This window comes from Paramesorhizobium leguminum (assembly GCF_003217235.1).
Taxonomy (GTDB): Bacteria; Pseudomonadota; Alphaproteobacteria; order Rhizobiales; family Rhizobiaceae; genus Paramesorhizobium; species Paramesorhizobium leguminum.
The window spans coordinates 68,150-94,420 of record NZ_QJTF01000001.1 but is presented as its reverse complement, the minus strand read 5'-3'; the positions used below and the strand labels follow the sequence as shown (position 1 = coordinate 94,420).

At 60.8% G+C, this 26,271-nt stretch carries 23 protein-coding genes; 10 read left to right on the top strand and 13 right to left on the bottom strand.

Annotation, left to right across the window (positions count from 1 at the left end; genetic code table 11):
* Positions 1-48: 48 nt before the first annotated feature.
* Both rsmD and C7477_RS00430 read right to left on the bottom strand, forming a co-directional pair.
* Positions 49-603, bottom strand: coding sequence for a 16S rRNA (guanine(966)-N(2))-methyltransferase RsmD (gene rsmD / locus C7477_RS00435; protein WP_245411676.1), 555 nt, complete (start codon positions 601-603; stop codon positions 49-51).
* Positions 584-2,362 carry a pseudouridine synthase gene (locus C7477_RS00430; protein WP_110747482.1) on the bottom strand — a complete coding sequence of 593 codons (1,779 nt, stop codon included), beginning with the start codon at positions 2,360-2,362 and terminating at the stop codon, positions 584-586. The genes rsmD and C7477_RS00430 overlap by 20 nt, the downstream gene beginning before the upstream one ends.
* 154 nt (positions 2,363-2,516) lie before the next feature.
* On the opposite strand from C7477_RS00430, the gene C7477_RS00425 reads away from it, so the two are divergent.
* Positions 2,517-2,972, top strand: a complete 456-nt coding sequence (locus tag C7477_RS00425; protein ID WP_245411675.1) for a nucleoside deaminase — start codon at positions 2,517-2,519, stop codon at positions 2,970-2,972.
* 88 nt (positions 2,973-3,060) lie between these two features.
* Here C7477_RS00425 and C7477_RS00420 read toward each other — a convergent pair whose 3' ends face one another.
* The 5 genes from C7477_RS00420 to C7477_RS00400 form a co-directional block, all read right to left on the bottom strand.
* Positions 3,061-3,723, bottom strand: coding sequence for a hypothetical protein (locus C7477_RS00420; protein WP_110747476.1), 663 nt, complete (start codon positions 3,721-3,723; stop codon positions 3,061-3,063).
* A 334-nt stretch (positions 3,724-4,057) separates the two neighbouring features.
* On the bottom strand, positions 4,058-7,201 hold the full coding sequence (gene ileS / locus C7477_RS00415; protein ID WP_110747473.1) for an isoleucine--tRNA ligase: 3,144 nt from the start codon (positions 7,199-7,201) through the stop codon (positions 4,058-4,060).
* A gap of 413 nt (positions 7,202-7,614) precedes the next feature.
* Positions 7,615-8,466: a MipA/OmpV family protein gene (locus tag C7477_RS00410; RefSeq protein WP_425373486.1), complete on the bottom strand. Its 852-nt coding sequence runs from the start codon at positions 8,464-8,466 to the stop codon at positions 7,615-7,617.
* Between the two features lie 250 nt (positions 8,467-8,716).
* Complete coding sequence (locus C7477_RS00405) at positions 8,717-9,709, bottom strand: bifunctional riboflavin kinase/FAD synthetase (RefSeq protein WP_110747470.1); 993 nt, start codon at positions 9,707-9,709, stop codon at positions 8,717-8,719.
* A gap of 11 nt (positions 9,710-9,720) precedes the next feature.
* The gene (locus C7477_RS00400; protein ID WP_110747467.1) at positions 9,721-10,578 is read right to left on the bottom strand and encodes a TIGR01459 family HAD-type hydrolase; all 858 of its coding nucleotides are present in this window, start codon (positions 10,576-10,578) and stop codon (positions 9,721-9,723) included.
* A 179-nt stretch (positions 10,579-10,757) separates the two neighbouring features.
* Between C7477_RS00400 and C7477_RS00395 the strand changes: the two genes are divergently transcribed.
* From C7477_RS00395 to groL, 3 genes are all read left to right on the top strand, one after another.
* On the top strand, positions 10,758-12,548 hold the full coding sequence (locus tag C7477_RS00395; protein ID WP_110747464.1) for a pilus assembly protein: 1,791 nt from the start codon (positions 10,758-10,760) through the stop codon (positions 12,546-12,548).
* Between the two features lie 260 nt (positions 12,549-12,808).
* Complete coding sequence (groES, locus tag C7477_RS00390) at positions 12,809-13,105, top strand: co-chaperone GroES (protein WP_110747461.1); 297 nt, start codon at positions 12,809-12,811, stop codon at positions 13,103-13,105.
* Positions 13,106-13,230: 125 nt separating this feature from the next.
* Positions 13,231-14,874: a chaperonin GroEL gene (groL, locus tag C7477_RS00385; protein WP_110747458.1), complete on the top strand. Its 1,644-nt coding sequence runs from the start codon at positions 13,231-13,233 to the stop codon at positions 14,872-14,874.
* 290 nt (positions 14,875-15,164) lie between these two features.
* Here groL and C7477_RS00380 read toward each other — a convergent pair whose 3' ends face one another.
* Entirely contained in the window at positions 15,165-15,584 is a 420-nt protein-coding gene (locus C7477_RS00380) for a winged helix-turn-helix transcriptional regulator (protein ID WP_181418303.1), read from the bottom strand.
* 91 nt (positions 15,585-15,675) lie between these two features.
* On the opposite strand from C7477_RS00380, the gene C7477_RS00375 reads away from it, so the two are divergent.
* The 3 genes from C7477_RS00375 to C7477_RS00360 all read left to right on the top strand — a co-directional run bounded on the left by C7477_RS00375 (position 15,676) and on the right by C7477_RS00360 (position 18,588).
* Entirely contained in the window at positions 15,676-16,230 is a 555-nt protein-coding gene (locus C7477_RS00375; protein WP_110748092.1) for an NADPH-dependent FMN reductase, read from the top strand.
* 244 nt (positions 16,231-16,474) lie between these two features.
* The gene (gene fumC / locus C7477_RS00365) at positions 16,475-17,866 is read left to right on the top strand and encodes a class II fumarate hydratase (protein ID WP_110747452.1); all 1,392 of its coding nucleotides are present in this window, start codon (positions 16,475-16,477) and stop codon (positions 17,864-17,866) included.
* 317 nt (positions 17,867-18,183) lie between these two features.
* Positions 18,184-18,588, top strand: coding sequence for a DoxX family protein (locus C7477_RS00360; RefSeq protein ID WP_110747449.1), 405 nt, complete (start codon positions 18,184-18,186; stop codon positions 18,586-18,588).
* 54 nt (positions 18,589-18,642) lie between these two features.
* Here C7477_RS00360 and hisG read toward each other — a convergent pair whose 3' ends face one another.
* From hisG to C7477_RS00335, 5 genes are all read right to left on the bottom strand, one after another.
* A complete protein-coding gene (hisG, locus tag C7477_RS00355) occupies positions 18,643-19,335 on the bottom strand; it encodes an ATP phosphoribosyltransferase (protein ID WP_210206118.1) in 693 nt (230 codons plus the stop codon).
* Positions 19,332-20,456 (bottom strand): ATP phosphoribosyltransferase regulatory subunit, encoded by a 1,125-nt coding sequence (locus C7477_RS00350; protein WP_110747446.1) that lies wholly within the window; start codon positions 20,454-20,456, stop codon positions 19,332-19,334. The genes hisG and C7477_RS00350 overlap by 4 nt, the downstream gene beginning before the upstream one ends.
* 321 nt (positions 20,457-20,777) lie before the next feature.
* Positions 20,778-22,364, bottom strand: a complete 1,587-nt coding sequence (gene hisS / locus C7477_RS00345) for a histidine--tRNA ligase (RefSeq protein ID WP_110748086.1) — start codon at positions 22,362-22,364, stop codon at positions 20,778-20,780.
* A gap of 108 nt (positions 22,365-22,472) precedes the next feature.
* On the bottom strand, positions 22,473-23,087 hold the full coding sequence (locus C7477_RS00340; protein WP_110747443.1) for a LysE family translocator: 615 nt from the start codon (positions 23,085-23,087) through the stop codon (positions 22,473-22,475).
* A gap of 71 nt (positions 23,088-23,158) precedes the next feature.
* Complete coding sequence (locus C7477_RS00335) at positions 23,159-23,806, bottom strand: DNA-3-methyladenine glycosylase I (RefSeq protein ID WP_110748083.1); 648 nt, start codon at positions 23,804-23,806, stop codon at positions 23,159-23,161.
* A 216-nt stretch (positions 23,807-24,022) separates the two neighbouring features.
* Between C7477_RS00335 and C7477_RS00330 the strand changes: the two genes are divergently transcribed.
* The 3 genes from C7477_RS00330 to C7477_RS00320 all read left to right on the top strand — a co-directional run bounded on the left by C7477_RS00330 (position 24,023) and on the right by C7477_RS00320 (position 26,178).
* Positions 24,023-24,892, top strand: a complete 870-nt coding sequence (locus C7477_RS00330) for a L,D-transpeptidase (protein ID WP_110747440.1) — start codon at positions 24,023-24,025, stop codon at positions 24,890-24,892.
* A 153-nt stretch (positions 24,893-25,045) separates the two neighbouring features.
* On the top strand, positions 25,046-25,867 hold the full coding sequence (locus tag C7477_RS00325) for an aldo/keto reductase (protein WP_110747437.1): 822 nt from the start codon (positions 25,046-25,048) through the stop codon (positions 25,865-25,867).
* Between the two features lie 56 nt (positions 25,868-25,923).
* A complete protein-coding gene (locus C7477_RS00320; protein WP_110747435.1) occupies positions 25,924-26,178 on the top strand; it encodes a hypothetical protein in 255 nt (84 codons plus the stop codon).
* The last annotated feature ends 93 nt before the right edge of the window (positions 26,179-26,271 follow it).

Below are 26,271 nucleotides of genomic sequence, written 5' to 3'. Positions count from 1 at the left end.
TTTGTTTAACCGCATGATCTTATCTGAAAAGTCTGCAACTTTTCTGGATCATGCGAGTGCAATCAAACGGATGATCGTTCCGCCATATTCGCGCTCGTCACACACTTCAAACCGGCTGTCGAGCGCGAGCATGGCATCCGCCTCCTCTTCAAGCACCAAAAGTGCGTCAGGATTAAGCCAACCGCCCGTTAACGCTGAAAAAAAAGCCTTTTCGCCCAAGCCTTTGCCATAGGGAGGGTCAGCGAAAACGAGATCGAAAGGCTCCATGTTGCCGATCGGGCCCAGATTGCAGGCATCGCGCCTGAATATCTTGGTCTGGCCTTGAAGCCCGAACGCCTCGATGTTCCGGCGCAGCAAGCCGCGCCCCTCCACCGATTCCTCGACGAAAAGGCCGAAGCGCGCGCCGCGCGACATGGCTTCGAGGCCCAGCGCGCCCGTTCCCGCGAAAAGATCGAGCACACGCCCGCCCTCCAGCTTTTCCGGGAAGCGGTGCGCCAGAATGTTGAACAGGCTTTCGCGGGTCCGATCCGTGGTAGGGCGAATTGCGTTTGACGAAGGTGTCGCGAGCGAGCGCCCGCGCAGCCTACCGCCGACGATCCGCATTGCCACCGCCCCTTGGCTTATTTCCCGAACCACCCCTGAACGGCCCCTTGCCGGGTCCATCATTCCGGGGGCCGTCCTTGCGTGGGCCAGCACCGCCCGGTCCCTTGCCACGCGGCCTGTCGTCGGAACGTGCCGGACGCTTGTCGGCAAATGAACGTGCGCCGCCGCCAGTGCCCTGGCCTGCACCGCCGCGTTCGTCCCGCTCGCGGGCCTCGGCGCGTTCACGCTTGCCGACGCGGGGCGGACGCGGCGGGCGTTCGCCTTGCGACCTCTCCCCTTCCGGACGCTCCCTGCGAGGAGGCCTCGCCTCCCCGTCCGGCTTCTTTTCCCAACGCGGAGGCCGCGCCTCGCCGTCCGGTCTCTTCTCCCAACGGGGTGGCCTCGCCTCGCCTTCCCTCACGCGTTCCGCCGGGGCGGACGCAGCTCTTGGGCGGAACGGCTTGTCTTCCCGGCGCGGGCGCTCGGCGCGTTCCTCGGGAGCGGATTTCTTGCCTTGCGGCCTTGCGCCGGGCGCCATCCAGACATTGGCGCCACGGGATTTACGCGGCTCGACCGCCTGTTCTTCACGCCCCTTCGCAGCGCCGCCCCTCATTGGGCCACTCCGAGATGCACCACGGTCACGCGGGGCCGGGCTGGTGCTCCATCGTGACAGCGCATCCTCGCGCTTTTCATCCTTGGAGCGGCGCGGGCCTCTTGCCTTGCCTGAGTTGCCGGCGCTGGCGGGGCTGGCGGAAATCCATTCCGGCGAGCGGCGCGGGCGCTCGCGGGCTTCGGCTGGAACCTCCGCTCCCCGTACAGGCGCATTCGAAAATTCATTGATAACAGGCGCATCGAAATCCGCGCCCGATTCCTCGATCAGCTTTTCGCCCAACTGGTCACGCAGGATGCGGCCACGGATCTCCTGGACCGCGCCTTCCTCCAGCTCGCCCAACTGGAATGGGCCGAAGGAAATGCGGATGAGGCGGCTGACGGTCAAGCCCAGCGCACCCATCACGTTCTTGACTTCGCGGTTCTTGCCCTCGCGCAGGCCCACGGTGATCCAGACATTGGACCCCTGCTCGCGCTCCAGGGCCGCCTCGATGGCGCCATAGAACACGCCATCGACCGCAATGCCGTTCTTCAAGCCGTCGAGCTGTTCCTGCGTGACCTTGCCATGGGCGCGGACGCGGTAGCGCCGGAGCCAGCCGGTGGATGGCAGTTCCAGGATACGCGACAACCCGCCATCATTGGTGAGAAGCAGGAGGCCTTCGGTGTTGATATCGAGACGTCCAACCGAAAGGACGCGCGGCATGTCTTCGGGAAGCGCCTCGAATACGGTGGGGCGGCCTTCCGGGTCGCGGTTGGTCGTCACCAGCCCGGCAGGTTTGTGGTAGAGCCAAAGCCGTGTGCGCTCGGTCTGGCGCAGCGGCTTGCCGTCGACCTCGATGCGGTCGGAGCGCAGCACGTTGACGGCGGGGCTGGCCAGCACCTTGCCATTGACCGAGATGCGACCAGCGGCGATCATCGTCTCCGCCTCGCGGCGCGAGGCGATGCCCGCGCGCGCCAGCCGCTTGGCGATGCGCTCGCCCTCTTCCGGGGCGGTTTCCGCTTCGGTTGCGCGCGATCCGGCTCTTGCCGGGCGCTTATCGCCGAAGGAAGGCTTGTGCTTTGCGGGGAAAGGCCTGTCACTCGGCCGGCCCGGTCTATCGCTCGCTTTGTCAAACGGGCGCTTGCCGAAAGGGCGTTTCGGGCGTCCGCCCTCTTCATTATCACTGGTCATCTGGTATTTGCCTTTCAGCGGCGGTAACTAGAGCGGGATGCGTTCCAGTCATTGACTGGCCGCGTGATCATGCCCGAAATGTCTGCAGCTTTTCGGGATGCTCTAACAAATCGAATAGCAACGCGCGAGCGAAATTTCCCTGAAAGACCCCGCAATGAAGAGAGACATCTCAGTTCCAATGCAGATTGCGCTCGATGAAGCGCGGTTGGCGGCGGCGCGCGGCGAGGTTCCGGTCGGCGCGGCGATCATCCGCGATGGCGAAATCATCGCTCGCGCGGGCAACCGGACGCGCGAGATGAATGACCCGACGGCGCATGCGGAAATATTGGCCATTCGCGATGCCTGTGCCCTGCTCGACGACGAACGGCTAACCGGCTGCGATCTTTATGTGACGCTGGAGCCCTGCGCCATGTGCGCGGCCGCCATTTCATTCAGCCGGATCAGACGGCTCTATTACGGGGCATCCGACCCCAAAGGCGGCGGCGTGGAACACGGCGCCCGCTTCTATGCGCAACCGACCTGTCATCATGCGCCGGATGTTTATCCGGGGTTTGCGGAGAAGGAGGCGCAGATGTTGCTGAGGGAGTTTTTTAGGGGGAAGAGGGTTTAGGGCAGTAGGGCAGTAGGGTAATGTCGGAGCGCAGGCGCCAAGGCAATAAACATACTGCCTTATTGCCTTACTGCCCTACCCTCTATTCTTACCACGGCATATATTCACGCCAGCTCTTCGAGCCGCTGGCGGCGGCTTTGCGCTCGCGTTCTTTTCTCGCCTCGTCGGCACCCAGATCGCCCGTCGGCGCGGAGGCGGCGGCCTGCCGGTATTCCAGGGGCGGCTCGCTCAAATATTTCCGCGTCGTCGGAGATCCGGTTTTGGACTGCTGACGGCGCTTCAAAAGCTCTGCCGATTCCTCTGCCGACAAATTTATGCCGCGCGACGCGCGGTCGGCGGCGCGGCTGTTGGGCGAGGCAAGATCCGTGCGCGACCAGGCACTGGGGGCTGGGCCCTCACCGGCGATAGGCGAAACGTAATTCGGATTATCCTGATTGGCTGTCGCCTCGTCGCGCAGGCGCTTGCGGCGCGCCTCGGGCGATTCCGGCCAATTTCCGCCCGACTGGGCCACGCTTTCCTGCGGAGCCGGCAAGGTGGCGGCACGTCCGGCGGGCTTCACCAATTCAGGACGCGGCTTATACTCGATCCGTTCCTTGTTGCGGGAACCGAAGGAAGCGATATTAGACATGTCGTCGATTAGCTGCGCGCTTGCGGTTTTGTCCGTGCCATAGGTGGGAGCGGAAACGCAGCCCGAAAGCGCGACGCCCGCAAGGATTGCCCCGAAAGCCAGAAACTGTCCCTTAATCTTCATTATCGCCACTTCTCATCCCTACAGCGCCATTTAGCAGCCCTGCCGCAAAATTCCGGCAACTCCATGGCAAGCCTTGTATATGAGTGTTAATAAGGCGGCAATCGGGGATATGTGGGTTATCCGCGATTGGTTTGATGATTAGATTGGTTGGAGATCTTCGCGAGACAGCGCAGCTCGCGCCCTCCTTCCCCCTTGTGGGGAAGGTGTCTGCGGAGCAGACGGATGGGGGTGGTGACGTCTACACCATACTCTCAAGCAAAAGCGCAAACGTCACCACCCCCATCCGCCCGCTAACGCGGGCACCTTCCCCGCAAGGGGGAAGGAGGGTGCGAACCTAAACCCGCCCCAACGCCCTCAGCTCCCGCAACGCCGCCGCATCGCGGGCGGAAACGTCGGGGAATTCCGGATCGCTGCCGACATCATGGGTATAGCGCCAGGAGCGGGCGCATTTAATGCCCGTCGCGCGCGCAGGCACCACGGCCACGCCTTTCACATCGTCCAGCGTGAAGGCGCTTTCCGGAGCGCCCTCTTCCGTCACCGTGATATCGCTGGTGATGCAGATTTCGGCGAAGTCGAGTCCTTCGATGGCGTCTCTAAGCGACGGATCGGTAATGTGAACGATTGGCGCCGCTTCCAGCGAAGAGCCGATGCGCTTGTCGGCCCGCTCCAGCTCCAGCGCGCCGGTGACGACGCGGCGGACGCTGCGCACCTTGCGCCATTTTTCCGCCAGTTCCTCGTCGCGCCATTCAGCAGGCGTTTCGCGGAACTGTTCCAGATGCACCGATTGCGCATCCGGGTAGCGGTCGAGCCATGCCTCCTCGGTGGTGAAGGGCAGCATGGGCGCGAGCCAGGTCGTCACGCGGTCGAAGATGTGGCGCACGGTCTGCAATGCCGCCTTGCGCTTGATACTCGATGGCGCGTCGCAATAAAGCGCATCCTTGCGGATATCGAAATAGAAGGCCGAAAGCTCGACATTCATGAAATCGATGAGCGCGCGGGCGATGCGCTTGAAATCGAAGGCGTCGTAGCCCGCGCGGACGATCTCATCCAGCTCCGACAGCCGGTGCAGCATCAGCCGTTCCAGTTCGGGAAGATCGGCATAGGAGACTTCCCCGCCGTCGTCATGGGCGAGCGTACCCAGCATCCAGCGGATGGAGTTCCTGAGCTTGCGGTAGGCGTCGATATTGGTCTGGAGGATGCTCTTGCCGAGGCGCTGGTCCTCCCAATAATCCGTCGTCATCACCCAGAGCCGCAGGATATCGGCGCCCGAATCCTTGATCACGTCCTGCGGCGTCACGGTATTGCCGAGCGACTTGGACATCTTCTTGCCCTGCTCGTCCATGGTGAAGCCATGGGTGACGACCGTATCGTAAGGCGCGCGGCCGCGCGTGCCGGCGCTCTCCAGCAGCGAGGAATGGAACCAGCCGCGATGCTGGTCCGAGCCTTCGAGATAGACATCCGCCGGCCATTTCATGTCCGGGCGATCTTCCAGCGTGAAGGTGTGGGTGGAGCCTGAATCGAACCAGACGTCGAGGATATCCTTCACCATGGTCCACGGCTCGTTGGCGCGGGAACCGAGGAAACGCTCGCGCGCGCCTTCGGCAAACCATGCATCGGCGCCCTCAAGCTCGAAGGCATCGAGGATGCGCTGGTTGACGGCCTCGTCCTTGAGGATGTTGCCGTCCTCATCGGCAAAGACGGCAATCGGCACACCCCAGGCGCGCTGGCGCGACAGCACCCAATCGGGGCGGTCCTCGATCATGGCGCGCAGGCGGGTTTGGCCGGCGGCGGGGACGAAGCGCGTTTCGTCGATGGCGGCAAGCGCGCGGTTGCGGAGAGTATCGGGGCGCGGCGAAGCGGAGCCCCCCCCCTCCGTCTGCTCCGCAGGTAGCGCTTCGCTAGGGCTTCGCGCGTTCGTCGCTGGAAAAGCCAAATCGTTGGCTTTTCCTCGGCCTTCGGCCGAACGCTCCTCACCCCCCGCAAGGGGGGAGGAAGGCGCGAGGCCGTAACCGCCCAGTTCCTTGTCCATATAGACGAACCATTGCGGCGTGTTGCGGTAGATAACCGGCTTTTTCGAGCGCCAGGAATGCGGATAGGAATGCTTGAGCCTTCCCCGTGCGAAGAGCATGTTGCGCTCGATCAGCGCATCCATGACCGCCTTGTTGGCGTCGCCCTTCTTGCCGTTGTCGTCCATGACGCGCGCGGGACCACCCTCGCGATCCGGCCCAAAGCCCGGCGCGTCCTTGGTGTAATAGCCCGCATCATCGACGGGGAATGGGATGGCGGTATCGATGCCGCGTGCTTCCAATTCACGCGCGTGCTCCATCCAGACATCAAAGTCCTCGCGGCCATGGCTGGGCGCGGTGTGAACGAAGCCCGTACCGGCATCGTCTGTGACGTGGTCACCAGCGAGGAGCGGGATGGCGAAATTGTAGCCGCCGCCGAGGCCCTTAAGCGGGTGGGCGCAGAGAATCCCAGCGAGTTCTCGCGGGGACACATCGGCTAAGCGTTTATATTCTAGCTTGGCCTTCTTGAAGGACTCCTCAGCCAAGGCATCCGCGAAGATCAGCTTTTCGCCTGGTTGTGGGCCAAAATCATTCTCCGCTGCCGTGACCTCATAAAGGCCATAGGCGACACGAGGAGAATAGGCGATGGCGCGGTTGCCGGGGATCGTCCATGGCGTCGTCGTCCAGATGACCACCGACGCCTGCATAAGATCATGCAATTGAACTCCCGCGCTTGCCAAGTTCTCATCCGAATTACCAGAGCCATCCAGACGGCTGCTTCCAAGCCGGGCAGAAGCCACCGGAAACTTCACCCAGATCATGTCGCTTTCGACATCGGCATATTCGACTTCGGCCTCCGCCAGTGCCGTCCTTTCCACCACGCTCCACATCACCGGCTTGGAGCCGCGATAGAGCTGGCCGGACATGGCGAATTTCAGCAGTTCGCCGGCGATGCGGCTTTCGGCGTGAAAATTCATCGTCGTATAGGGATTGTCGAAATCACCCAGCACGCCGAGGCGCTTGAATTCGCCTGACTGCACCTTGATCCAGTTCGCGGCGAACTCACGGCATTCCCTGCGGAATTCGTTGATCGGCACTTCGTTTTTGTCCAGGCCCTTGGCGCGATACTGTTCCTCGATCTTCCATTCGATCGGCAGGCCGTGGCAGTCCCAGCCCGGCACGTAATTGGCATTGTAACCGCGCATCTGGAACGAGCGCGTGATGACATCCTTCAGGATCTTGTTTAGCGCATGGCCGATATGGATATTGCCATTGGCATAGGGCGGCCCGTCATGCAGCACATAGAGCGGGCGGTTCTTCGCGTCTTCGCGCAGCTTTTTATAAAGGTTCATCTCCTCCCACCGGGCGACGAATTGCGGCTCGCGCTCGGGCAGCCCGGCGCGCATGGGGAATTTCGTCTCGGGCAGGTTGAGGGTCTTCGAATAATCGATCTTGGCGGTCGTATCGGTCATGATTGGCTTGTTCCAGAGCCCGCTGGACAAGCCAAGCGGACAGATTCGAATAAAACGGTGAAATGCCGTGAAAAGCGCAGCCGGTCGTTCCCGGACCTTCCCGCTCAAGCGGCGCGGAAGGCCGGGCCAATAATTCGTATAGCCGATATGAAAAGCCGGAACACAGTCATAATGACGCTTTTAGCAATGACGCGCCGAGGAATAAAGGGGCGAGCGTGAGAAACTTGATCGCCTAGCGCCCTCCTTCCCCCTTGCGGGGAAGGTGCCCGCGTTAGCGGGCGGATGGGGGTGGCGACGGTTGTGCTCAATACTGAACCACCCCCACCCGACCCTTCGGGCCACTTACCGGGGCGAGCCACGGGTCTCGCCCGTCCTTCGGACCCCCGCAAGGGGGAGGGAAAGGAAGTGGGTTATTACAGCGAGAAATCGAAACGATAGGTCGCCGACGCGCCGAAGGTGAACTGGTCGCGCGAGCCGCGTTCCTTGACGAGGCTCGAATCCGCCGCCGGGCCCTGCAGGCGGGCATATTCGGCGAAGAGGCTGGTGGTGACCTTTTCGGTCGTCTTCCAGGTGATCGCGCCGCCGACGCCCGCGGACTTGAAGCCGCCGCCCGGACTATACTGGCTGAGGCCGGAAGCGACCGCCGCTTCCGCATCGACGCCGTAATAGGCCTCGAAATATTCCTTGGTGGCGAAGGAGGCGCGCGGGCCGCCCGAAACGCGGATGGTCGGCGTCACATCGAAAAAGGCATCGGCGGCGACCTCACCCACCACGCCCTTGTGGGCGCGAATGCCCTGGCGGACTTCGGCGCGCAGGCGCAGCCAGTCAGTCGGGTAGACTTCCGCGAAACCGCCCAGCTCGCCGCCGAAGCGCACGGGATCAAGGCCTTTCAGCTCATCGGCGGTATCGCCATCGCGCTCGAAGAGCAGCTTGCCGTTGATACCGGCGCGGAACCTGTCATTATCGATCAAGGCGAAGGACGGGTTGTCGATGCGCGAGGAAAAGCGCGTCGTGGAACCGGCGCGGCCAAGCGAAATCATCGGCGTGCCGCTGAAGACGCGGCTCGATGATCCTTCGAAGCGCGGCGCGGCAAAGCCTGCGGCGCCGACGGTCAAGTACCAATCCCCGGACCAGAAATGCTTTCGGGGTTCCTGAACTTCTACAGCCGGAACAGGATCCGAGGCCGAAGAGAGGTCCGCAGCGGAAGCGAAATTAGCGAAAAGAACCGCGCCCGAAAGGACGCCAAAAGAAGAAATACGCACAATGGAACTCCAGAATCGCCTGCCCACCGATGGGGATGGTAAACAATGCTTGCAGCGAAACCAGTAAAAATTGCTTAAATTCGGAAATGAAAATATTCGATCGGGTTCACATCCCCTTCATCCTCGTGGTTCGAGGCTCGTTCCGCTTCGCTACACTCACACCTCACCATGAGGCTGAAGGCGTCGGCGCCCCGTCGTCCTCATCCTGAGGTGCGAGCGGAGCGAGCCTCGAAGGACGAGGGCGACGGAACGCTTAATTCTCAAAATTGAGCGCCTGATCGAGCACTGACAGCGGCTGCACACCGGCCAGCACCGCGCGCGCTTCCTCCTCATCCCGGCGTATCTGCACCATCAGCGCATCGAGACCGTCGAACTTCTCCTCGCCGCGCAGCCATGCGAAAAAGGACACGGCACAGGTCTCGCCATAGAGATCGCCGTTGAAATCGAACAGGAAGGTTTCCAGCAGCGGCGCGCCGTCGGTTACGACTGTCGGGCGGCGACCGAAGCTGGCGACGCCGTCATGCAGCGAGCCGTCGGCGCGGCGGAAGCGCACGGCATAAATGCCATGCTTGAGATTGGTCTGCGGCGGCAGCGCCATGTTGGCGGTCGGGAAGCCCAGCGTGCGGCCAAGCTTTTCGCCGCCTATAATTTCACTCTCCACCATATAGCGATAACCGAGCAGCGCGGCGGCTCCGGCCACATCGCCCTCGCTCAAATCCATGCGGACCCGGCTCGACGAGACGATTTCGCCGCCCTCGTCGCGGAAGGCATCGACCAGCGTGACCTTGAAACCCAGCCGCTCGCCGGCATCAATCAGGAAAGCTGGGCCGCCCTGCCTGCCCTTGCCGAAATGAAAATCGAAGCCGGTGACAACGCGATGTGCGGCAAGCTTATCGACGATGATCGATTGGACGAAATCCTCCGCAGAGTTCTCAGCGAAAGCGCGGGTGAATTCCTGTTCCACCACGGCATCGAAGCCAAGCGCTTGCAGCAGTTCAGCCTTTTCGGCAGGTGGGGTAAGCCGGTCGACCGGCTCATCCGGCCTGAAAACGCTGCGCGGATGCGGCTCGAAGGTCAGCACTACCGCCGGTCTCCCCTCCTCCCGCGCCAATTCAAGCGCGCGCTCCAGCACGGCCTGATGGCCACGATGCACGCCATCGAAATTGCCGATGGCGACGACCGCGCCTTTCAAGCGAGCGGGCAGATCGGATGGGCTTGCGAGGCGAAGAAAGGGGTGTTCGGGCATGGGCAAGGCGCTCAAGCGAGATGGTGCATGGTGGCGACGGGATTGCTGCCATGCTTTTTGAGAAACTCAAGCAGCCGTTCCACGTCCACGATACCGGCGTCGGCATAATCGTTGGCGTGGATACCGCCGGATATATAGAGCACATCGATACCGAACTGCTCGGCGCCCTTCACATCGGTCAACATGCCGTCACCGATCGCCAGCACGCGGGCCTTGTCCACGGCCTGTCCACGCACTTCACCGGCAGCGGCGAGCGCAGCCTCGTAGATCGGGCGATATGGCTTTCCGGCAATCAGCGTGCGGCCCCCGAGTTGGCCGTAGTCCCGCGCCAGAGCGCCCGCGCACCAGATCAGGCGGTTGCCGCGCTCCACCACGATATCCGGGTTGGCGCAGATGAAAGGCAGATCGCGCGAGCGGAAGCGCTGGAGCATTTCGGCATAGTCTTCAGGCACCTCGACCTCATCGTCGAACAGGCCGGTGCAGACCACGCCCGCGGCCTCGAATTCCTCGACAAGCTCGACATCGAGCCCTTCATAAAGGGTCAGGTCTCGATCCGGGCCCAGATGAAACAGGCGGCGCGGGCCGCTGGCGATCAGTTCACGCGTTACATCGCCGGAAGTGACGATCCGGTCGTAAGCCTCATCGGGAACGCCCAGCAACGACAATTGCGCCGCGATCAGCGGCGCGGGACGCGGCGCATTGGTGACCAGGATGACTGTCAGCCCGGCCTCGCGCGCGCGCTGCAAGGCGGCCTTGGCCGGGACGAATGCATGAATGCCATTGTGCACGACGCCCCAGACATCGCAGAAAAGCACGTCGTAGCGGGACATCAATTCATCGAGGCGTTCGATCTTGGGAAGGTTGAACATGGGGTGTCCTCTTTCGCATCCGGCGCGCCCGGATTAGCCCAACCTGCCCGGCATGTCATCTGCTTTCGGCTTCATTCAAATTTTACCTGTCATCGTGACCGACTGTTAGAGCCCGCCTGCTATGAATTTGCCGAATTCTTCCATCGTGGGGCACGGAAGATTCCCAGGGGGCGGGGAAAATGAAAGCGGGACATTCATCTGATATAGCGAGAGTCGTCGCCGGTTTCCGGCATGACGAGAGCGGCAATTTCGCGATCATGGCGGCCATCATCGTGGCGCCATTGCTGCTCGCCGGCATGGCTGCCATCGATACCACCAATCTGATGCGGACGCGGACCAATGTGCAGCAAGCGCTAGACGCGGCGGCGCTGGCAGTGGGGCGGCAATATGGCGGCGGCGCTTCCGAAGCGGTGATGCGCGAATATGGCCAGAAATATTTCGCCGCGAATTTGAAAGCGCTCGACCCGGCGCGGGTTCAATTCAACATCGTCCCGCCAGTGGCCGCCGACCCAAAAAAGAAGGTCTCGGCCACGGCGGATTTCACCTATAATTCTGTGTTCGGCACGCTTGCCCGCTCGCTCACGGGGGAAGACTGGAAGTTCAACTACCACATGGTTTCGGACGTGCGCGTGAAGAACACCGTGGAGGTGGCGCTGGTTCTCGATAATTCCGGCTCGATGACTCAGAATGGAACCGGCTCGGGCGAGGACCGCATAGTCCTGCTTAGAAGAGCGGCAACGCAGCTGGTAAACAGTATGGCCACACAGGCCGCGTTGATGACGCAAATCGACAAACCTGTGCAGTTTTCCATCGTGCCTTTCGCGGGATCGGTGAACGTAGGTAATCAACATGATGATGCCGCGTGGATGGATACCGAGGGGCGCTCCTCCATCCATTATGAGAATTTCGATGTTAGCGAGGAGATCACGATCAGCCCGAACAAGCGGCTCAAATTTTCGGATGATCAGCTCAAAAGAGATGGGACCGGCTGGCCGGTGGAGGAGCGGGGTAAACCCTACACCCGGTTTAATCTGTACGATGAGTTGAAGATTTCCAACGGCAGGACGCCAAAACCATTCGCCAATTGGCTTGGCTGTGTCGAGACGCGGCCAGGAGGCTACAATCTGGACGACACGGCTCCGGACGCGGCGGTTCCAGATACGCTGTTCGTGCCAATGTTCGCGCCCGACGAAGATAATTATTCGCAAAACAGTTGGTGGACCGACGGCAATGCCGACGTCAAACACCGCGATATAAGGAAATATTTTCTGCACGCCACCGCCAACACCCGCCCATTGGTGAATGTTTACGATAAGGGGCCGAATTATAGCTGCACGACCAATCCGATTACCCCCCTTACGGACGTCTCCCCCGCCGACGGACTGAGCAAAATTATAGACGCAATTGACGAGATGGATCCAATATCAACGGCAACAACGAATGTTCCGGAAGGAATGGCCTGGGGTTGGCGAACCATTTCGCATGGCGAACCTTTTACGGAGGGCCGCTCAGAGACCCAGCGCGGCAACGACAAGGTCGTCATCGTACTGACCGATGGCGCCAACACATATTCTTCCAACAAATATGCCGCGTTTGGCTATCCGAGGCAAATCACGAAGCCTTCCACCATACCGCGCATTTTCCAGAACACGAGCATAGTCGTCCCCACTGTTCACACCAACGACAATTATACGGCGGCGATGAACGAGCAGTTCGCGACGCTATGCAACAATGTAAAAACCGCCAAAGTCATCGTCATGACGATAGCGCTCGATCTCAACGAAAGCGATGACGAGGAAAGGCAGCAGATCGAAGCCCTGAAAGCCTGCGCGTCGGACTCGCGCACGCGCAGCGACCCTGATGACGCCGGCAAACCGGCGAAGCTCTTCTGGAACACAAAGGGCGAAAATCTCGCGGAAACCTTCCGCCAGATCGGTGACGAACTCTCCAATCTGCGGATTGTGAGGTAGGCCGAACGCTTTAAGCAGCGGCTTCCCTGATTGCCTCAGCGACCCATTCCTTGTTTCTTCCCTGGAGAGCGCCCATATCCCTGAATTCCGTGTCGCTCGCGACGCTCCGGAATGGCGAAATCCTTGATGTCTTACCGCCGTTTCCCTTGACAATCCGCCCCTGAAAATTTATCTCCATGGCGCTGTTAGCACTCTCCCAACGAGAGTGCTAACGAGAGTTCAAACCATCCATTTTTTTATCGCAACTAAGGGTTCAAACCATGGCCAACACCAAGTTCCGCCCGCTTCACGACCGTGTCGTCGTCCGCCGGGTCGAATCGGAAGCAAAGACCGCTGGTGGCATCATCATTCCCGATACCGCCAAGGAGAAGCCGCAGGAAGGCGAGATCGTCGCCGTCGGCACGGGCGCCCGTGACGAAGCCGGCAAGCTCGTTCCGCTGGATGTCAAGGAAGGCGATCGCATCCTCTTCGGCAAGTGGTCGGGCACGGAAGTCAAGATCGGCGGCGAAGACCTGCTGATCATGAAGGAATCCGACATTCTCGGCATCATCGGCTGATCGGCCGATCACCGTTTTTTCTTTTTATTCGCATGAGCCTTGTCCAAAAAGTCTACAACTTTTTGGGGTCATGCGTTGAATTTCACCATAGATCAAACCGGGTTTAACTCCCAGGAGAGACACAAATGGCTGCTAAAGAAATCAAGTTCGGACGTACCGCGCGCGAGAAAATGCTGCGTGGCGTCGATATCCTCGCCGATGCCGTGAAGGTCACGCTCGGTCCCAAGGGCCGCAACGTCATCATCGACAAGTCCTTCGGCGCGCCGCGCATCACCAAGGACGGCGTTTCCGTCGCCAAGGAAATCGAGCTGGAAGACAAGTTCGAGAACATGGGCGCGCAGATGGTCCGCGAAGTTGCTTCGAAGACCAACGACATCGCCGGTGACGGCACCACGACCGCGACCGTGCTGGCCCAGTCGATCGTTCGCGAAGGCAACAAGGCCGTTGCCGCCGGCATGAATCCGATGGACCTGAAGCGCGGCATCGATCTCGCTGTCGGCGAAGTCGTCAAGGATCTGGCCGCCAAGGCCAAGAAGATCTCGACCTCGGAAGAAGTCGCGCAGGTCGGCACCATCTCCGCAAACGGCGACAAGCAGGTTGGCGCGGATATCGCCGAAGCCATGCAGAAGGTCGGCAACGAGGGCGTCATCACGGTTGAAGAAGCCAAGACCGCCGAGACCGAACTCGAAGTCGTCGAAGGCATGCAGTTCGACCGCGGCTACCTGTCGCCTTACTTCGTCACCAACCCGGAAAAGATGGTTGCTGACCTGGAAGACGCCTACATCCTCCTGCACGAGAAGAAGCTCTCGAACCTCCAGGCCATGCTGCCGGTGCTCGAAGCCGTCGTCCAGACCGGCAAGCCGCTCGTCATCATCGCCGAGGACGTCGAAGGCGAAGCCCTTGCAACGCTCGTCGTCAACAAGCTGCGCGGCGGCCTCAAGATCGCTGCCGTGAAGGCTCCCGGCTTCGGCGACCGCCGCAAGGCCATGCTCGAAGACATCGCCATCCTCACCGGTGGCCAGGTGATCTCCGAAGACATCGGCATCAAGCTCGAAAATGTCACGCTCGACATGCTGGGCCGCGCCAAGAAGGTGTCGATCACCAAGGAAAACACCACCATCGTCGATGGCGCCGGCCAGAAGGCCGAGATCGAAGGCCGCGTTGCCCAGATCAAGGCGCAGATCGAAGAGACCACCTCCGACTACGACCGCGAGAAGCTGCAGGAACGCCTTGCCAAGCTCGCCGGCGGCGTTGCCGTCATTCGTGTCGGCGGCTCGACGGAAGTCGAAGTGAAGGAAAAGAAGGACCGCATCGACGACGCGCTCAACGCGACGCGCGCTGCCGTTCAGGAAGGCATCGTGCCGGGCGGTGGCGTGGCACTGCTTCGCTCCTCCACGAAGATCACCGCCAAGGGCGCAAACGACGACCAGGAAGCCGGCATCAACATCGTTCGCCGCGCCCTCCAGTCGCTGGTTCGCCAGATCGCTGAAAACGCTGGTGACGAAGCCTCCATCGTCGTCGGCAAGATCCTCGACAAGAACGAAGACAACTACGGCTACAACGCCCAGACGAGCGAATATGGCGACATGATCGCCATGGGCATCGTCGATCCGGTCAAGGTTGTCCGCACGGCCCTGCAGAACGCCGCTTCGGTTGCCTCGCTGCTGATCACGACGGAAGCCATGATCGCCGAGCTTCCGAAGAAGGATGCAGGCATGCCCGCAATGCCCGGCGGCGGCATGGGCGGCATGGGTGGCATGGACTTCTAAGAAGTCCTGTTTCCAGAACTGGAAAGGCGGGCCTCGTGCCCGCCTTTTTTATAGCTCGCGCCTTACCTTGGGTCAGGTAACCAAGCCTTAACCATGCTCCGCTAATCGAGTGTTGAACAGTCTGTTTGTTAGAAAGTTCTGATTGACTGGGTTTGGCAAACATGGTCAACCGCTTGACAGGGCTTGCTAATACCAGATGGACTTCTCATTGCCCCCGCTTTAGGGAAGTCCTGTCTCAGGCAACAGGAAAGGCGGATCCCCATCCGCCTTTCCACCCCTCCCCCTCTCAGTTATTCAGCGGCTTCGCTCAAATTTCTCTCAGGCCCGAACGGCTCCGATACCGCACCTTGCGCCGCATCGAAGCGATTGCGCGCGGCGAGTACGCGATCATGGTTGGAGACCGCCCATGCCCCCAGCGCGCGGACGGGAACGAGCAGCTCACGCCCCAGATCCGTCAGCTCATATTCCACCCTTGGCGGAATAGTTGGAAAGATCGTGCGCGTAACGAAGCCGTCGCGCTCCAGCCCGCGCAGCGTGGTCGTCAACATCTTCTGCGAAATGCCGGAAACGGTGCGCCGCAACTCGTTGAAGCGCATCGCGCCATTGCCGAGGTAGCTGACGACCAGCACCGTCCATTTGTCGCCGACGCGCGACAGAATTTCATTCACCATCGTGCATTCGGAGGTTACGTGGAAGTGATCCGGTTTCAAAAAAGTGCCTCCTTGCGCGTTTGTTTGGTCGCCAATTATATAGCGCTGGTTTCTTTTGGTTACCACCCTTCATGAAGAGAGGCTCATGCATATGACAAAACCGAAAATCGCCGTCATCATCGGCTCGACCCGCGGATCGCGCTTTGCCCCCGTCCCCGCCAAATGGATCGCCGGACTTGCGACCCAGCGCGGTGACCTCGACGTGGAAGTGGTCGATCTCATCGACTATCCCATGGCGTTCCTGGGTGAAGAACGCACCACGGAAGCGCAGAACGAGACGGCGGAGCGCTGGAAAAAGAAGATGCGCGAGTTCGACGGCTACATCTTCACCGTCGCCGAATACAACCACGCGCCGACCGCCGTCTTGAAGAACGCCATCGACATGGGCGAATGGATCCAGAAGCCGTTCGGCTTCGTCGGTTATGGCGGCGTCGGCGGCGCCCGCGCTGTGGAGCATCTGCGGTTGATCGCCGTGGAGATGCAGGCGGCATCGGTGAAGACAGGTGTGCACATCCTCTTTCCGGAATATCTCGCAGTGGTGAAGGGCGAACAGCAGCTTGGCGACTATCCGCATCTTGCCGACGCCGCCACGGGGATGCTCGACCAGCTCGTGTGGTGGGCCAAGGCGCTGAAGGCCGCGCGGTAAGCGTGAGGCTTTGTTCTTTCTGATGCTCGGGGTATAACTCACGCCACAAAGAAGACACCCCCCTCTGCCCTGCCGGGCATCTCCCCCTCAAGGGGGAGATTGGCTGATATGGCTCGCTGCATACATTCTGGTACACCTGCGATTGATGCCGGACATTGATGAAGGTGTAATCTCCCCCCTTGAGGGGGAGATGCCCGGCAGGGCAGAGGGGGGTGAAATTCCAGCGAAGAGCGGAGAGAATGACATGACCAAAACCCGCACGGAAACCGATACGTTCGGCCCCATCGACGTAGCTTCGGATCGCTACTGGGGCGCACAGACGGAACGATCGCTAAACAACTTCAAGATCGGCGGCGAGAGGCTGCCCCTGCCCCTCATTCACGCGCTGGGCATCGTCAAGCGGGCGGCGGCGGAGACCAATATCGCGCTTGGCAGGCTCGATCCGGTGATCGGGCGCGTTATCACCGTGGCGGCGGCGGAAGTGAGCGAAGGCAAGCTCGATGTGCATTTTCCACTCGTTGTCTGGCAGACCGGCTCGGGCACTCAGTCCAACATGAACGCCAATGAGGTGATTTCCAATCGCGCCATCGAATTGCTCGGCGGCGAGATGGGTTCCAAGAAGCCGGTGCATCCGAACGACCACGTCAATATGAGCCAGTCGTCCAACGACAGCTTCCCGACCGCGATCCACATCGCGACGGCCATCGAGACCACACATCGGCTCTTTCCCGCGCTCGATCACCTGATCGGCGCCTTGAGGGAGAAGGAAGAGGCTTTCGCCGGCATCATCAAGATCGGCCGCACGCATACGCAGGACGCGACGCCCGTGACGCTGGGCCAGGAGTTTTCCGGCTATCGCGCCGCGCTGGAATATGGGCGCAAGCGCATCGAGGACGCGCTTTCCGACATCTTCCTGCTCGCGCAGGGCGGCACGGCGGTGGGCACGGGCTTGAACGCGCCTGAGGGATTCGACACGGGGTTTGCCGATGCGGTGTCGGAGATTACCGGCCTGCCGTTCAAGACCGCGCCCAACAAGTTCGAGGCGCTGGCGAGCCATGGCGCGATCGTCAATTTTCACGGCAGCCTCAACGCCCTTGCCGCCGACCTGTTCAAGATCGCCAACGACATCCGCTTCCTCGGCTCCGGCCCGCGTTCGGGTCTTGGCGAACTGAAATTGCCGGAAAACGAGCCGGGCTCATCGATCATGCCGGGCAAGGTCAATCCGACACAGGCGGAAGCGCTGACGATGGTGGCGACGCAGGTGTTCGGCAATCAGACCACCGTGACGGTGGCGGCGAGCCAGGGCCATTTCGAGCTTAACGTGTTCAAGCCTGTCATCGCTTATAATGTGCTGCAATCGATCCGGCTTCTCTCGGATTCGATGGTGTCGTTCGCCGACAATTGCGTCGCGGGCATCGAGGCCGACGAGGCGCGCATCAAGGATCTGCTGGAGCGCTCGCTGATGCTGGTGACGGCGCTGGCGCCGGCAATCGGCTATGACAACGCCGCGAAGATTGCCAAGACGGCGCATAAAAACGGCACCACTCTGCGCGAGGAAGCGCTGGCGAGCGGGCTGGTTTCGGCGGAGGACTACGACAAGCTGGTGCGGCCGGAGCGGATGATTTCGCCGGGGTAAGCTCCAGATAGATCTCTACGATCGATCACCCCCCTCTGTCCTGCCGGACATCTCCCCCTCAAGGGGGGAGATTAGCCTTCATCAATGTGCGCATCAATCGCAAACGTCGCATTGTGAGCACGGGGAGCCGTATCAGCCAATCTCCCCCCTTGAGGGGGAGATGTCCGGCAGGACAGAGGGGGGTGAGATGCAGCGCAACAACTCAAAACAGTCGGCTCGTCTCACATTCGTGAACGATGTGTCATGAACAATGCGGCTTTCTTTGACAAAGCCATGTGGTTATCTGCCATGATCGCAACCCTTTGGAGCATCATTCCATGTCAGGCATCGCAACTTCCAGCAATTCATACGGCAATCTGATCGGCCGTATCCTGCTGTCCTCGCTCTTCATCCCCGCCGGTTTCAGCAAATTGACCGCGCTCAGCGGCACGGCGGGTTATTTCGGCAGCATCGGCATGCCCGCGCCGATGGTGGTTGCCGTTCTCGTCGGCCTGCTTGAACTCGTGGGCGGACTTGCCGTTCTCGTCGGCTACAAGACGCGTATTGCGGCCATCCTGCTCGGGCTTTTCGCTATCGCATCGGCTTTCGTGGCCCATATGGATTTCGCCAATCAGATGCAACTGATCAATTTCCAGAAGAACCTCGCCATTGCCGGCGGTTTCTTCGTACTGGCTGCCATGGGCGCGGGTGCGCTGTCGCTGGATGCCAAGCTAAGGCAGTAAGGCAATAGGGCAGTAGGGCAATATGCTGAGGCAGTAACATACTGCCCTACTGCCTTACTGCCCTATTCCCCTAATTCGCTCCGCGATTTCCCCCACGCGCGCATTGCCATGGCTGCGACGGGCCGACACCAGGCAGGCCTGCGAGCGCAGGATGACGCCATCCTCCAGCACCTTGAGGCGGTTGGCTTTTAGCGTCGAGCCGGTCGAGGTGATATCGACGATGATATCGGCGGAACCCGCTGCGGGGGCGCCCTCGGTCGCGCCGAGGCTTTCGACGATGCGGTAGACCTGGATGCCGTGCTTCTGCGAGAAGAACTGCTGCGTCAGGCGCCAGTATTTCGTGGCGATCCGGAGCCTTCGCCCATGACGCTGGCGGAAATCGGCGGCGACGTCGTCGAGATCGGCCATGGTGGTGACATCATGCCAGACCTCCGGCACGGCGACCACGACATCGGCATGGCCGAAGCCCAGCGGCGTTTCGATGGCGACACGTTCATCGGCATGGCTGAGCGTCTCGCGGATCAGGTCTTCGCCGGTAACGCCGAGATCGACGCCGCCATAGCCCAGTTCCCGCGCGATTTCCGAGGCGGAGAGGAACAGAATGTCGAGATCATCCTCGCCCTCGACGCGCGCGCGATAGTTGCGGTCGTCATCCGGCAGGATGACGGTGTATCCGGCCTGCGCCAGAACAGCGAGCGCCTGTTCCTTGAGGCGGCCCTTGGAGGGCAATGCAAGCGTGACGGTCATCGCACCCTCCCGGCAAGGTCTTCCAGCCGGTCAAGCCAGATGGAAAAGCCGACGGCGGGAATGGGTTGATCCGCGCCAAGCAGTGTCAGAAGCCGGTCGAAGCGACCGCCGCCGACGACCGCTCCGCCGCCCAAGGCAGAGCGGATTTCGTAAACGAGGCCGGTATAATAATCGAGCGGGCGGCCGAACGCGGCGTCGTAATGGACTTCGCCCAGATCGATTCCGGCTGCTTCGATCGCCTCGGCGCGGGCGGTGAAAGCCTGCAACGCGGAACCAAGATCGAGCTTATTTTTCGCGGCAAAATCACCAAGGCGCTGCGTTGCGCGGTCGAGCGGCTCCCGGATGGCGAGGAAGGCTTCGAGCGCGGCGGAGGCTTTTTTCGACAAGCGAACCGAGGCGAGGCTTTCCTTCTCGATGAGGCGACGAGCGATTTCAACGGGCGCGCGGCCTGCGCCGGGGGAAATGCCTGCCTCGCGCATATCGTCTTCCAGAAATGCCGCGAGCGCCGCTTCATCGCCCGCGGCGACCAACCCGGCCAGCGGCTCCAGCAACGTGCCATTCTCGCGCGGCGAGGAGAGGCCGGCAAGCAGGCTCTTCAATGCCTGGGGGTTGCCGAAAGCACGCGCCAGCTTCTTCTGCCAGCCGCGCGGCAGGCCAAGCGCGGCAAGCACCGCCTCGAACATCGCCTGATCGCCCAGCACGATTTCCAACGCCGCATCGGGAGCCGCGACACGGACGCAAGCCAGCGCATCGGCGAGCGAACGGGCATCGGCGCGCGCTTCATCAGCGTCGCCCAGATCCTCTATGCCCGCCTGATAGAATTCCGTGCCGCCCTCGCGGCGCTGACGGAAGACCTCGCCCAGATAGGCATAGCGCTTCGGCGTCGCGGCATTGAGGGCGATATGATTGCGGCAGACCGGAATGGTGAATTCCGGGCGCAGGCAGAGGCTGTCGCCGTTCTCGTTCTCGGTGAGAAAAATGCGGCGGCGCAAATCCTCGCCCGCCATGTCGAGAAACGGATCGGCGGGCTGGATGACGGGGATGTCGACGCGTTCAGCGCCGCGCGCGGTGAGACAGGCGGAGAGGTCTTTGGCGAAGGCGGGGGGGCGGGAGGGGGTCATACGCGCCGAGCCTGACTGGTCGGGCCGGGGATACCCCCCTCTGCCCTGCCGGGCATCTCCCCCGTCCTCACCGTCATCCTCGGGCTTGACCCGAGGATCCACGGCAAGGGGGCACAAAATTTTCCATGGTCTCGGCGCGTTCCAGCAAGAAGACGCCGCTCGATATTGCACCCGCTAAATTCATAATCCCGTTGCGGACGATAATAGCGTTTTCGCTCCCTTGCCGTGGATCCTCGGGTCAAGCCCGAGGATGACGGTGATAGAGGAGGGAGATGCCCGGCAGGCCAGAGGGGGGTGTTCAAGCGCAAACGTAACATAAGTTTACGCTCCCACAGCCCGATCCGCCGCCTGCTCGTCAAGCATCCGCTTCACCGCCGCCACCAGATCCTCTTCCTTCACCGTCACCTGCGCCGGGCGGCTGGAGCGCCATTCCTCGTTGCTTTCGATCTCTTCGGAAAGGCGCTTGCCCTCGATCAGATCCTTGATCTGGACTTGCGCATTCGCCCGCTCATCCGCGCCCTGGATGATGGCGAGCGGGGCGCCGCGGCGGTCGGCATATTTCAGCTGGTTGCCGAATTTCTTCCAGTTACCTTGGTACATCTCGGCGCGGATGCCGGCGGCGCGAAGCTTCTGGGTGAAATCCTGATATTTCCCCATGGCCTCCATGTCGCCATCCATGACAGTGACGAGAACAGGCGCGAGCACATCGCCTTCGCCCAGCTTGCCGAGATTCTTCAAGGCGGTCATCAGACGCGACACGCCGATGGAAAAGCCCGTCGCCGGAACCGGCTGGCCACGGAAGCGCGAGACGAGACCATCATACCGCCCGCCGCCGCCGACCGAGCCAAAGCGCACGATCTCGCCTTTCTCATTGGGGATTTGGGCGGTGAGTTCGACTTCGAAGACGGGGCCGGTGTAGTATTCGAGGCCACGCACGACGGAGGGGTCGATGCGGATGCGGCCATCATCATATCCGCCCGCGACAACCATATCCCAGATTTGCTGAAGCTCCGTAGCTCCTTCAAGACCACGCGCACTACCTACTAGATTGTGCAGCAGGCCACCGAAAATCCCTTTTGTGCGTATGTCTTCCGCTTTGCGGGCGTCAATGATACCGCTCTCAACCCCCTCGGTGTAATGAGAATTGCTTGCACGCGCTTCTGCGGCAAAATCCTCGATCTTGAAAAGAATTAGGACTTTATCAATCTGCCGCTCATTGAGCCCCGCGCCCTTGGTGAAATCGCCGCTTTCATCCTTGCGACCCGCACCAAGCAGTAGTTTCACCCCTTCGAGACCGAACTTGTCCAGCTTGTCGATGGCGCGGAGAATGGTGAGCTTCTGCCCCTCCTCGGTAACGCCGATGGCCTCCATCACGCCATCAAGAACCTTGCGATTATTGACGCGCACGACGTATTCGCCGCGCTTTATCCCCACCGCTTCCATCACATCGGCCATCATCATGCACATTTCGGCATCCGCCGCGACGGAGGGCGCGCCGACGGTATCGGCGTCGAACTGCATGAACTGGCGGAAGCGGCCCGGACCCGGCTTCTCGTTGCGGAACACATAGCCGGCGCGGTAGGTGCGGTAGGGAAGCTGGATCTCGTTGAAATTCTCAGCCACATGACGCGCCAGCGGCGCGGTCAGGTCATAGCGGAGCGACAGCCATTGCTCGTCATCGTCCTGAAGCGAGAACACGCCCTCGTTGGGCCGGTCCTGGTCGGGCAGGAACTTGCCCAGCGCATCGGTATATTCCAGCATCGGCGTCTCGACCGGATCGAAGCCGTAGCGCTCATAGACCTCGCGGATCGCCGCCAGCATCTTGTCGGTGGCGCGAATGTCGGACGCATGGCGATCGACAAGCCCGCGCGGAAGCCGTGCTTTTACCTTGTCAGCCTTGTTTGCCATGATGTTTGTCCGATGCTTGGATTTCACGTAAAAAATCAACTGAATGTGGAAAATCAACATTCAGTTGACCATGCGCGTTCCTAGCCCAGACGCTAGAATGTGGCAAGCTTACTGTCGCGTCGCGATAGCCGCCGCCGCACCGGCCATTACCGTGGCGCTGCTGCGGTTGGCGATGCGCATGGCGCGGGCGCTTCTGAGAAAGCGCTTGGCCTGCGCGGCGAGCGCAATCCAGAACACATCGACCGTGATGAGCACCAGCACCATGACGGCGATCAGTTCCGCCCAGCCAAGCACGGTGACATGGCCGAGATCGATGATCGTCGGCAGAAGCGCCATGTAGAACATCATGATCTTGGGGTTGCCGAGCGTCACGGCGAGGCCGGTCACGAACAGCTTTCCGGCGGAGTTCTCCTTCGGCAAAGCGCCGTCATGTACCTCGACGGGCGCTGTCCACATCTTCCATGCAAGAAAAAGCAGATAGGCGACGCCGGCATATTTGATGATGGTAAAGACGAGATGGAAGGTCTGCGCCACCACGGCGAGGCCCCAGACGGCGAATGAAAGCCAGATCGCCTCGCCGATCCACATGGCGAGGAGGAAGGGCAGGACATCCTTGTAGCCACGGCTGATGACGCGGGCCACCAGCGCACCGATGCTCGGCCCCGGCGAACCCGCCGCTACAAGCAGCGCGCCAGCGAAAATCAACAGCGATGCGATAGTCATGAGGGGCCTCCTGCAATTTTCGAGGTTTATTGCAGGTTTTGCAGGCCGGTTCAATAAAGCGGAAGCGCCCCTCACCTCGGCCGTTTAAAATTTCGCCGCAACTCTTCTACCTCCCCCCGGCAGCAGCAGCCCTCGATATGGTCGTTGACGAGGCCCATGGCCTGCATATGCGCATACATCGTCGTCGGCCCGACGAAGCTCCAGCCGCGCTTTTTCAGGTCCTTGGACAAGCGGATGGATGTCGGTGTCGTCGGATTTGCCCGGAGCGTCTGGTAATCCATGATGGCTGGCCGTTCCTCATCGCCCGGCTCGAAGGACCAGAAGTAAGCGGCCAGCGAGCCCTTTTCCGATGCCAGGTCGATGGCGCGTTTGGCGTTGTTGATGGCAGAGACGATCTTGCCGCGATGGCGGATGATGCCGGCATTGCCGAGCAGCCGCTCGATATCGCTCTCGCCGAAGCGGGCGACGCGCTCGAAATCGAAGCCTTCGAAGGCATCGCGGAAATTCTCCCGCTTGCGCAGGATCGTCAGCCAGGACAGGCCGGACTGGAAGCCTTCCAGGCATATTTTTTCGAACAAGCGCTTGTCGTCGGCGACTGGTCTCCCCCATTCATGGTCGTGATAATGGAGATAGTCGGGCAGAGTGCCGGGCCAGAAACAGCGCGTCTTGCCATCCGCGCCTTCGACAAGCCCCGTTTTCACGAGCGTTTCCTCGGTCATCATCTACCTCTTGGCGTGTTCTATCATCATCATGCGAAACCGGGCGTTAACCACAAAAACAGTTGCCGAGAAGAATCGTATTTTTATTGAATTCGATTCACTTTTTCTATTCCGGCTCCACCCACAATCCCTTGTGACGACACTGCCATGCCCTCTCCTGCCAGCGTCCTGTCAGGAGCCGGGGCGTGATCCGCAAAGGGCATTGGGGCCAAAATCATGAAACCACGCCATCTTCTTCTTATCACCGCCGCTATGGCTGTCACCATTTCCGCGTTTTCCGCAACCGGGGCCTGGAGCAGAGACCGCTATGCGACCAGCGCGCCGGTGGAACTCTCCCCGGATCTCACCGCGCCCTGGGTCACGCAACTTGAGGAGCGCCCGATCCATTCCGATGGAAGCGTGCGCTATTATTATTCCGGCCAGCGCCGCGTCTACATTTCTCCATCCCAGGCGCAACGCCGCGTCTACGCCGCCGCGCCAACCGGGCAGCGCCGCGTGGTGCGCTATGCGCCGATGATGGCAGAGCAACCGCCGCGCTACCGCCCAAAGACTTACCAGCAAGTAGGCTATACGCGCTCCGCCACTCGCGTGGCGCCGCGTCGCGAGACTAAAGCGCAGCGCCGGATGAACCCGATCTACCTGCCGCAGTCGGTCGCATATAAAAGCAAGCACAAACCCGGCACCATCGTCGTCGATACGGCGAAAAAGTTTCTTTATCTCATCGAGCCGAACGGGAAGGCCATGCGCTATGGCGTCGGTGTCGGCAAGGAAGGTCACAGTTGGAAGGGCACGAACCCGATCACGCGCAAGGCGGAATGGCCGGACTGGCGTCCGCCGGCGGAAATGATCGAGCGCGAATTGGAGGAGAAAGGCCGCATCCTGCCCGTGCATATGGAAGGCGGACCGGAAAATCCGCTCGGCGCCCGCGCGCTTTATCTTGGCTCTACGCTTTACCGCATCCATGGCACGAACGCGCCCTGGACCATCGGCACGGCGGCTTCTTCCGGCTGCATCCGTATGCGCAACGAGGACGTCACCGACCTCTACGACCGGGTGAAAATCGGCACCAAGGTTGTGGTGATGTAAAGCCGCGGAAACCCGCAAAACAACCGAAAAGGGCAGCGGGGAACACCCGGCTGCCCTTTTCGTTTTTGCTCTATTCGTTTTGATTAATCGCTCTTGTCCCGGACAGCCTTTTCCTATGATATTCCGAAAGTAAGAATAAAGGAGAGGATGACCATGACGATGCCCAGGATAAAGCTCAATGACGGCCACGAAATCCCGCAATTGGGTTTCGGTGTCTGGCAAGTGAGCAATGACGAAGCGGCCGGCGTCGTCGGGAAAGCGCTCGAAACGGGCTATCGGCACATCGATACCGCCGCGGCCTACGGCAACGAGGAAGGCGTGGGCAAGGCGCTGAAGCAGTCCAGCCTGCCGCGCGGCGAGATTTATCTTACGACGAAACTCTGGAACACCGACCAGGGCTATGATTCCGCGCTCAAGGCGTTCGATGCCAGCCTTAAGCGGCTTGGCGCGGACTATGTCGATCTCTATCTGATCCATTGGCCGGTGCCGGCGCAGGACCGCTTTCCCGATAGCTGGCGCGCCCTGATCAAGCTCAGGGAAGACGGCCTCGTCAAATCCATCGGCGTGTCGAATTTCCGCATCGCCGATCTCGAACGTATCATCAAGGAAACGGGCGTCACGCCGGTGCTCAACCAGATCGAACTGCATCCGCAGTTCCAGCAGAACGAGCTGCGCGTCTTCCACGAGAAAAAGGGCATCGCCACCGAGGCATGGAGCCCTCTCGGGCGAGGCACGATATTGGAAAACGCGGTCCTGAAGCAGATCGCGGCCAAGCACGGCAAGACGACGGCACAGATCGTCCTGCGCTGGCATCTCGACATCGGCAATATCGTCATCCCGAAATCCTCGACGCCCTCGCGCATCCAGGAGAATTTCGACGTGTTCGATTTCAGGCTCAGTTCCGGGGAGCATGATACGATTTCGGACCTGAATGCCCATGACGGGCGGATAGGCCCGCATCCGGATAGTATGTGAGGGGTTGGGGGTGGGCCGGGAAACCGGCCCTTTCTTTATGAAATTGGGGGCATTTCATGAGCGGCAACGAAACGACGAAGCTATCCGATGCGATAAAGGAAAAGATCAAGCTGCAAGCGACATTCATCAATGGATTGGCTATAGGCGTTCTGCTGATTGGAACCTTTACGCCCATTACCCGCGTAGCGTATGATCCAACGGTTCGCCCTGAGGCCTTTGTTTCCATGGTCCTCACGGCAATCATTTGCTTCATGCTTGGATTCGTCCTACATTATTATGCATCGAGGCATCTCAAAGGACTGGATCAATGAATATCTACGCTTACCTGACGCTGGCCATTCCGGTTGTCATGATGATCGGCGTGATAGTCTTTGTTCATTTTATGCCCCTGGATAGCTCAAAGC

Coding starts and splice junctions, on each gene's coding strand:
- rsmD (WP_245411676.1), bottom strand. CDS start 603: ATGCGGATCGTCGGCGGTAGGCTGCGCGGGCGCTCGCTCGCGACACCT.
- C7477_RS00430 (WP_110747482.1), bottom strand. CDS start 2,362: ATGACCAGTGATAATGAAGAGGGCGGACGCCCGAAACGCCCTTTCGGC.
- C7477_RS00425 (WP_245411675.1), top strand. CDS start 2,517: ATGAAGAGAGACATCTCAGTTCCAATGCAGATTGCGCTCGATGAAGCG.
- C7477_RS00420 (WP_110747476.1), bottom strand. CDS start 3,723: ATGAAGATTAAGGGACAGTTTCTGGCTTTCGGGGCAATCCTTGCGGGC.
- ileS (WP_110747473.1), bottom strand. CDS start 7,201: ATGACCGATACGACCGCCAAGATCGATTATTCGAAGACCCTCAACCTG.
- C7477_RS00405 (WP_110747470.1), bottom strand. CDS start 9,709: ATGCCCGAACACCCCTTTCTTCGCCTCGCAAGCCCATCCGATCTGCCC.
- C7477_RS00400 (WP_110747467.1), bottom strand. CDS start 10,578: ATGTTCAACCTTCCCAAGATCGAACGCCTCGATGAATTGATGTCCCGC.
- C7477_RS00395 (WP_110747464.1), top strand. CDS start 10,758: ATGAAAGCGGGACATTCATCTGATATAGCGAGAGTCGTCGCCGGTTTC.
- groES (WP_110747461.1), top strand. CDS start 12,809: ATGGCCAACACCAAGTTCCGCCCGCTTCACGACCGTGTCGTCGTCCGC.
- groL (WP_110747458.1), top strand. CDS start 13,231: ATGGCTGCTAAAGAAATCAAGTTCGGACGTACCGCGCGCGAGAAAATG.
- C7477_RS00375 (WP_110748092.1), top strand. CDS start 15,676: ATGACAAAACCGAAAATCGCCGTCATCATCGGCTCGACCCGCGGATCG.
- fumC (WP_110747452.1), top strand. CDS start 16,475: ATGACCAAAACCCGCACGGAAACCGATACGTTCGGCCCCATCGACGTA.
- C7477_RS00360 (WP_110747449.1), top strand. CDS start 18,184: ATGTCAGGCATCGCAACTTCCAGCAATTCATACGGCAATCTGATCGGC.
- hisG (WP_210206118.1), bottom strand. CDS start 19,335: ATGACCGTCACGCTTGCATTGCCCTCCAAGGGCCGCCTCAAGGAACAG.
- C7477_RS00350 (WP_110747446.1), bottom strand. CDS start 20,456: ATGACCCCCTCCCGCCCCCCCGCCTTCGCCAAAGACCTCTCCGCCTGT.
- hisS (WP_110748086.1), bottom strand. CDS start 22,364: ATGGCAAACAAGGCTGACAAGGTAAAAGCACGGCTTCCGCGCGGGCTT.
- C7477_RS00340 (WP_110747443.1), bottom strand. CDS start 23,087: ATGACTATCGCATCGCTGTTGATTTTCGCTGGCGCGCTGCTTGTAGCG.
- C7477_RS00335 (WP_110748083.1), bottom strand. CDS start 23,806: ATGACCGAGGAAACGCTCGTGAAAACGGGGCTTGTCGAAGGCGCGGAT.
- C7477_RS00330 (WP_110747440.1), top strand. CDS start 24,023: ATGAAACCACGCCATCTTCTTCTTATCACCGCCGCTATGGCTGTCACC.
- C7477_RS00325 (WP_110747437.1), top strand. CDS start 25,046: ATGACGATGCCCAGGATAAAGCTCAATGACGGCCACGAAATCCCGCAA.
- C7477_RS00320 (WP_110747435.1), top strand. CDS start 25,924: ATGAGCGGCAACGAAACGACGAAGCTATCCGATGCGATAAAGGAAAAG.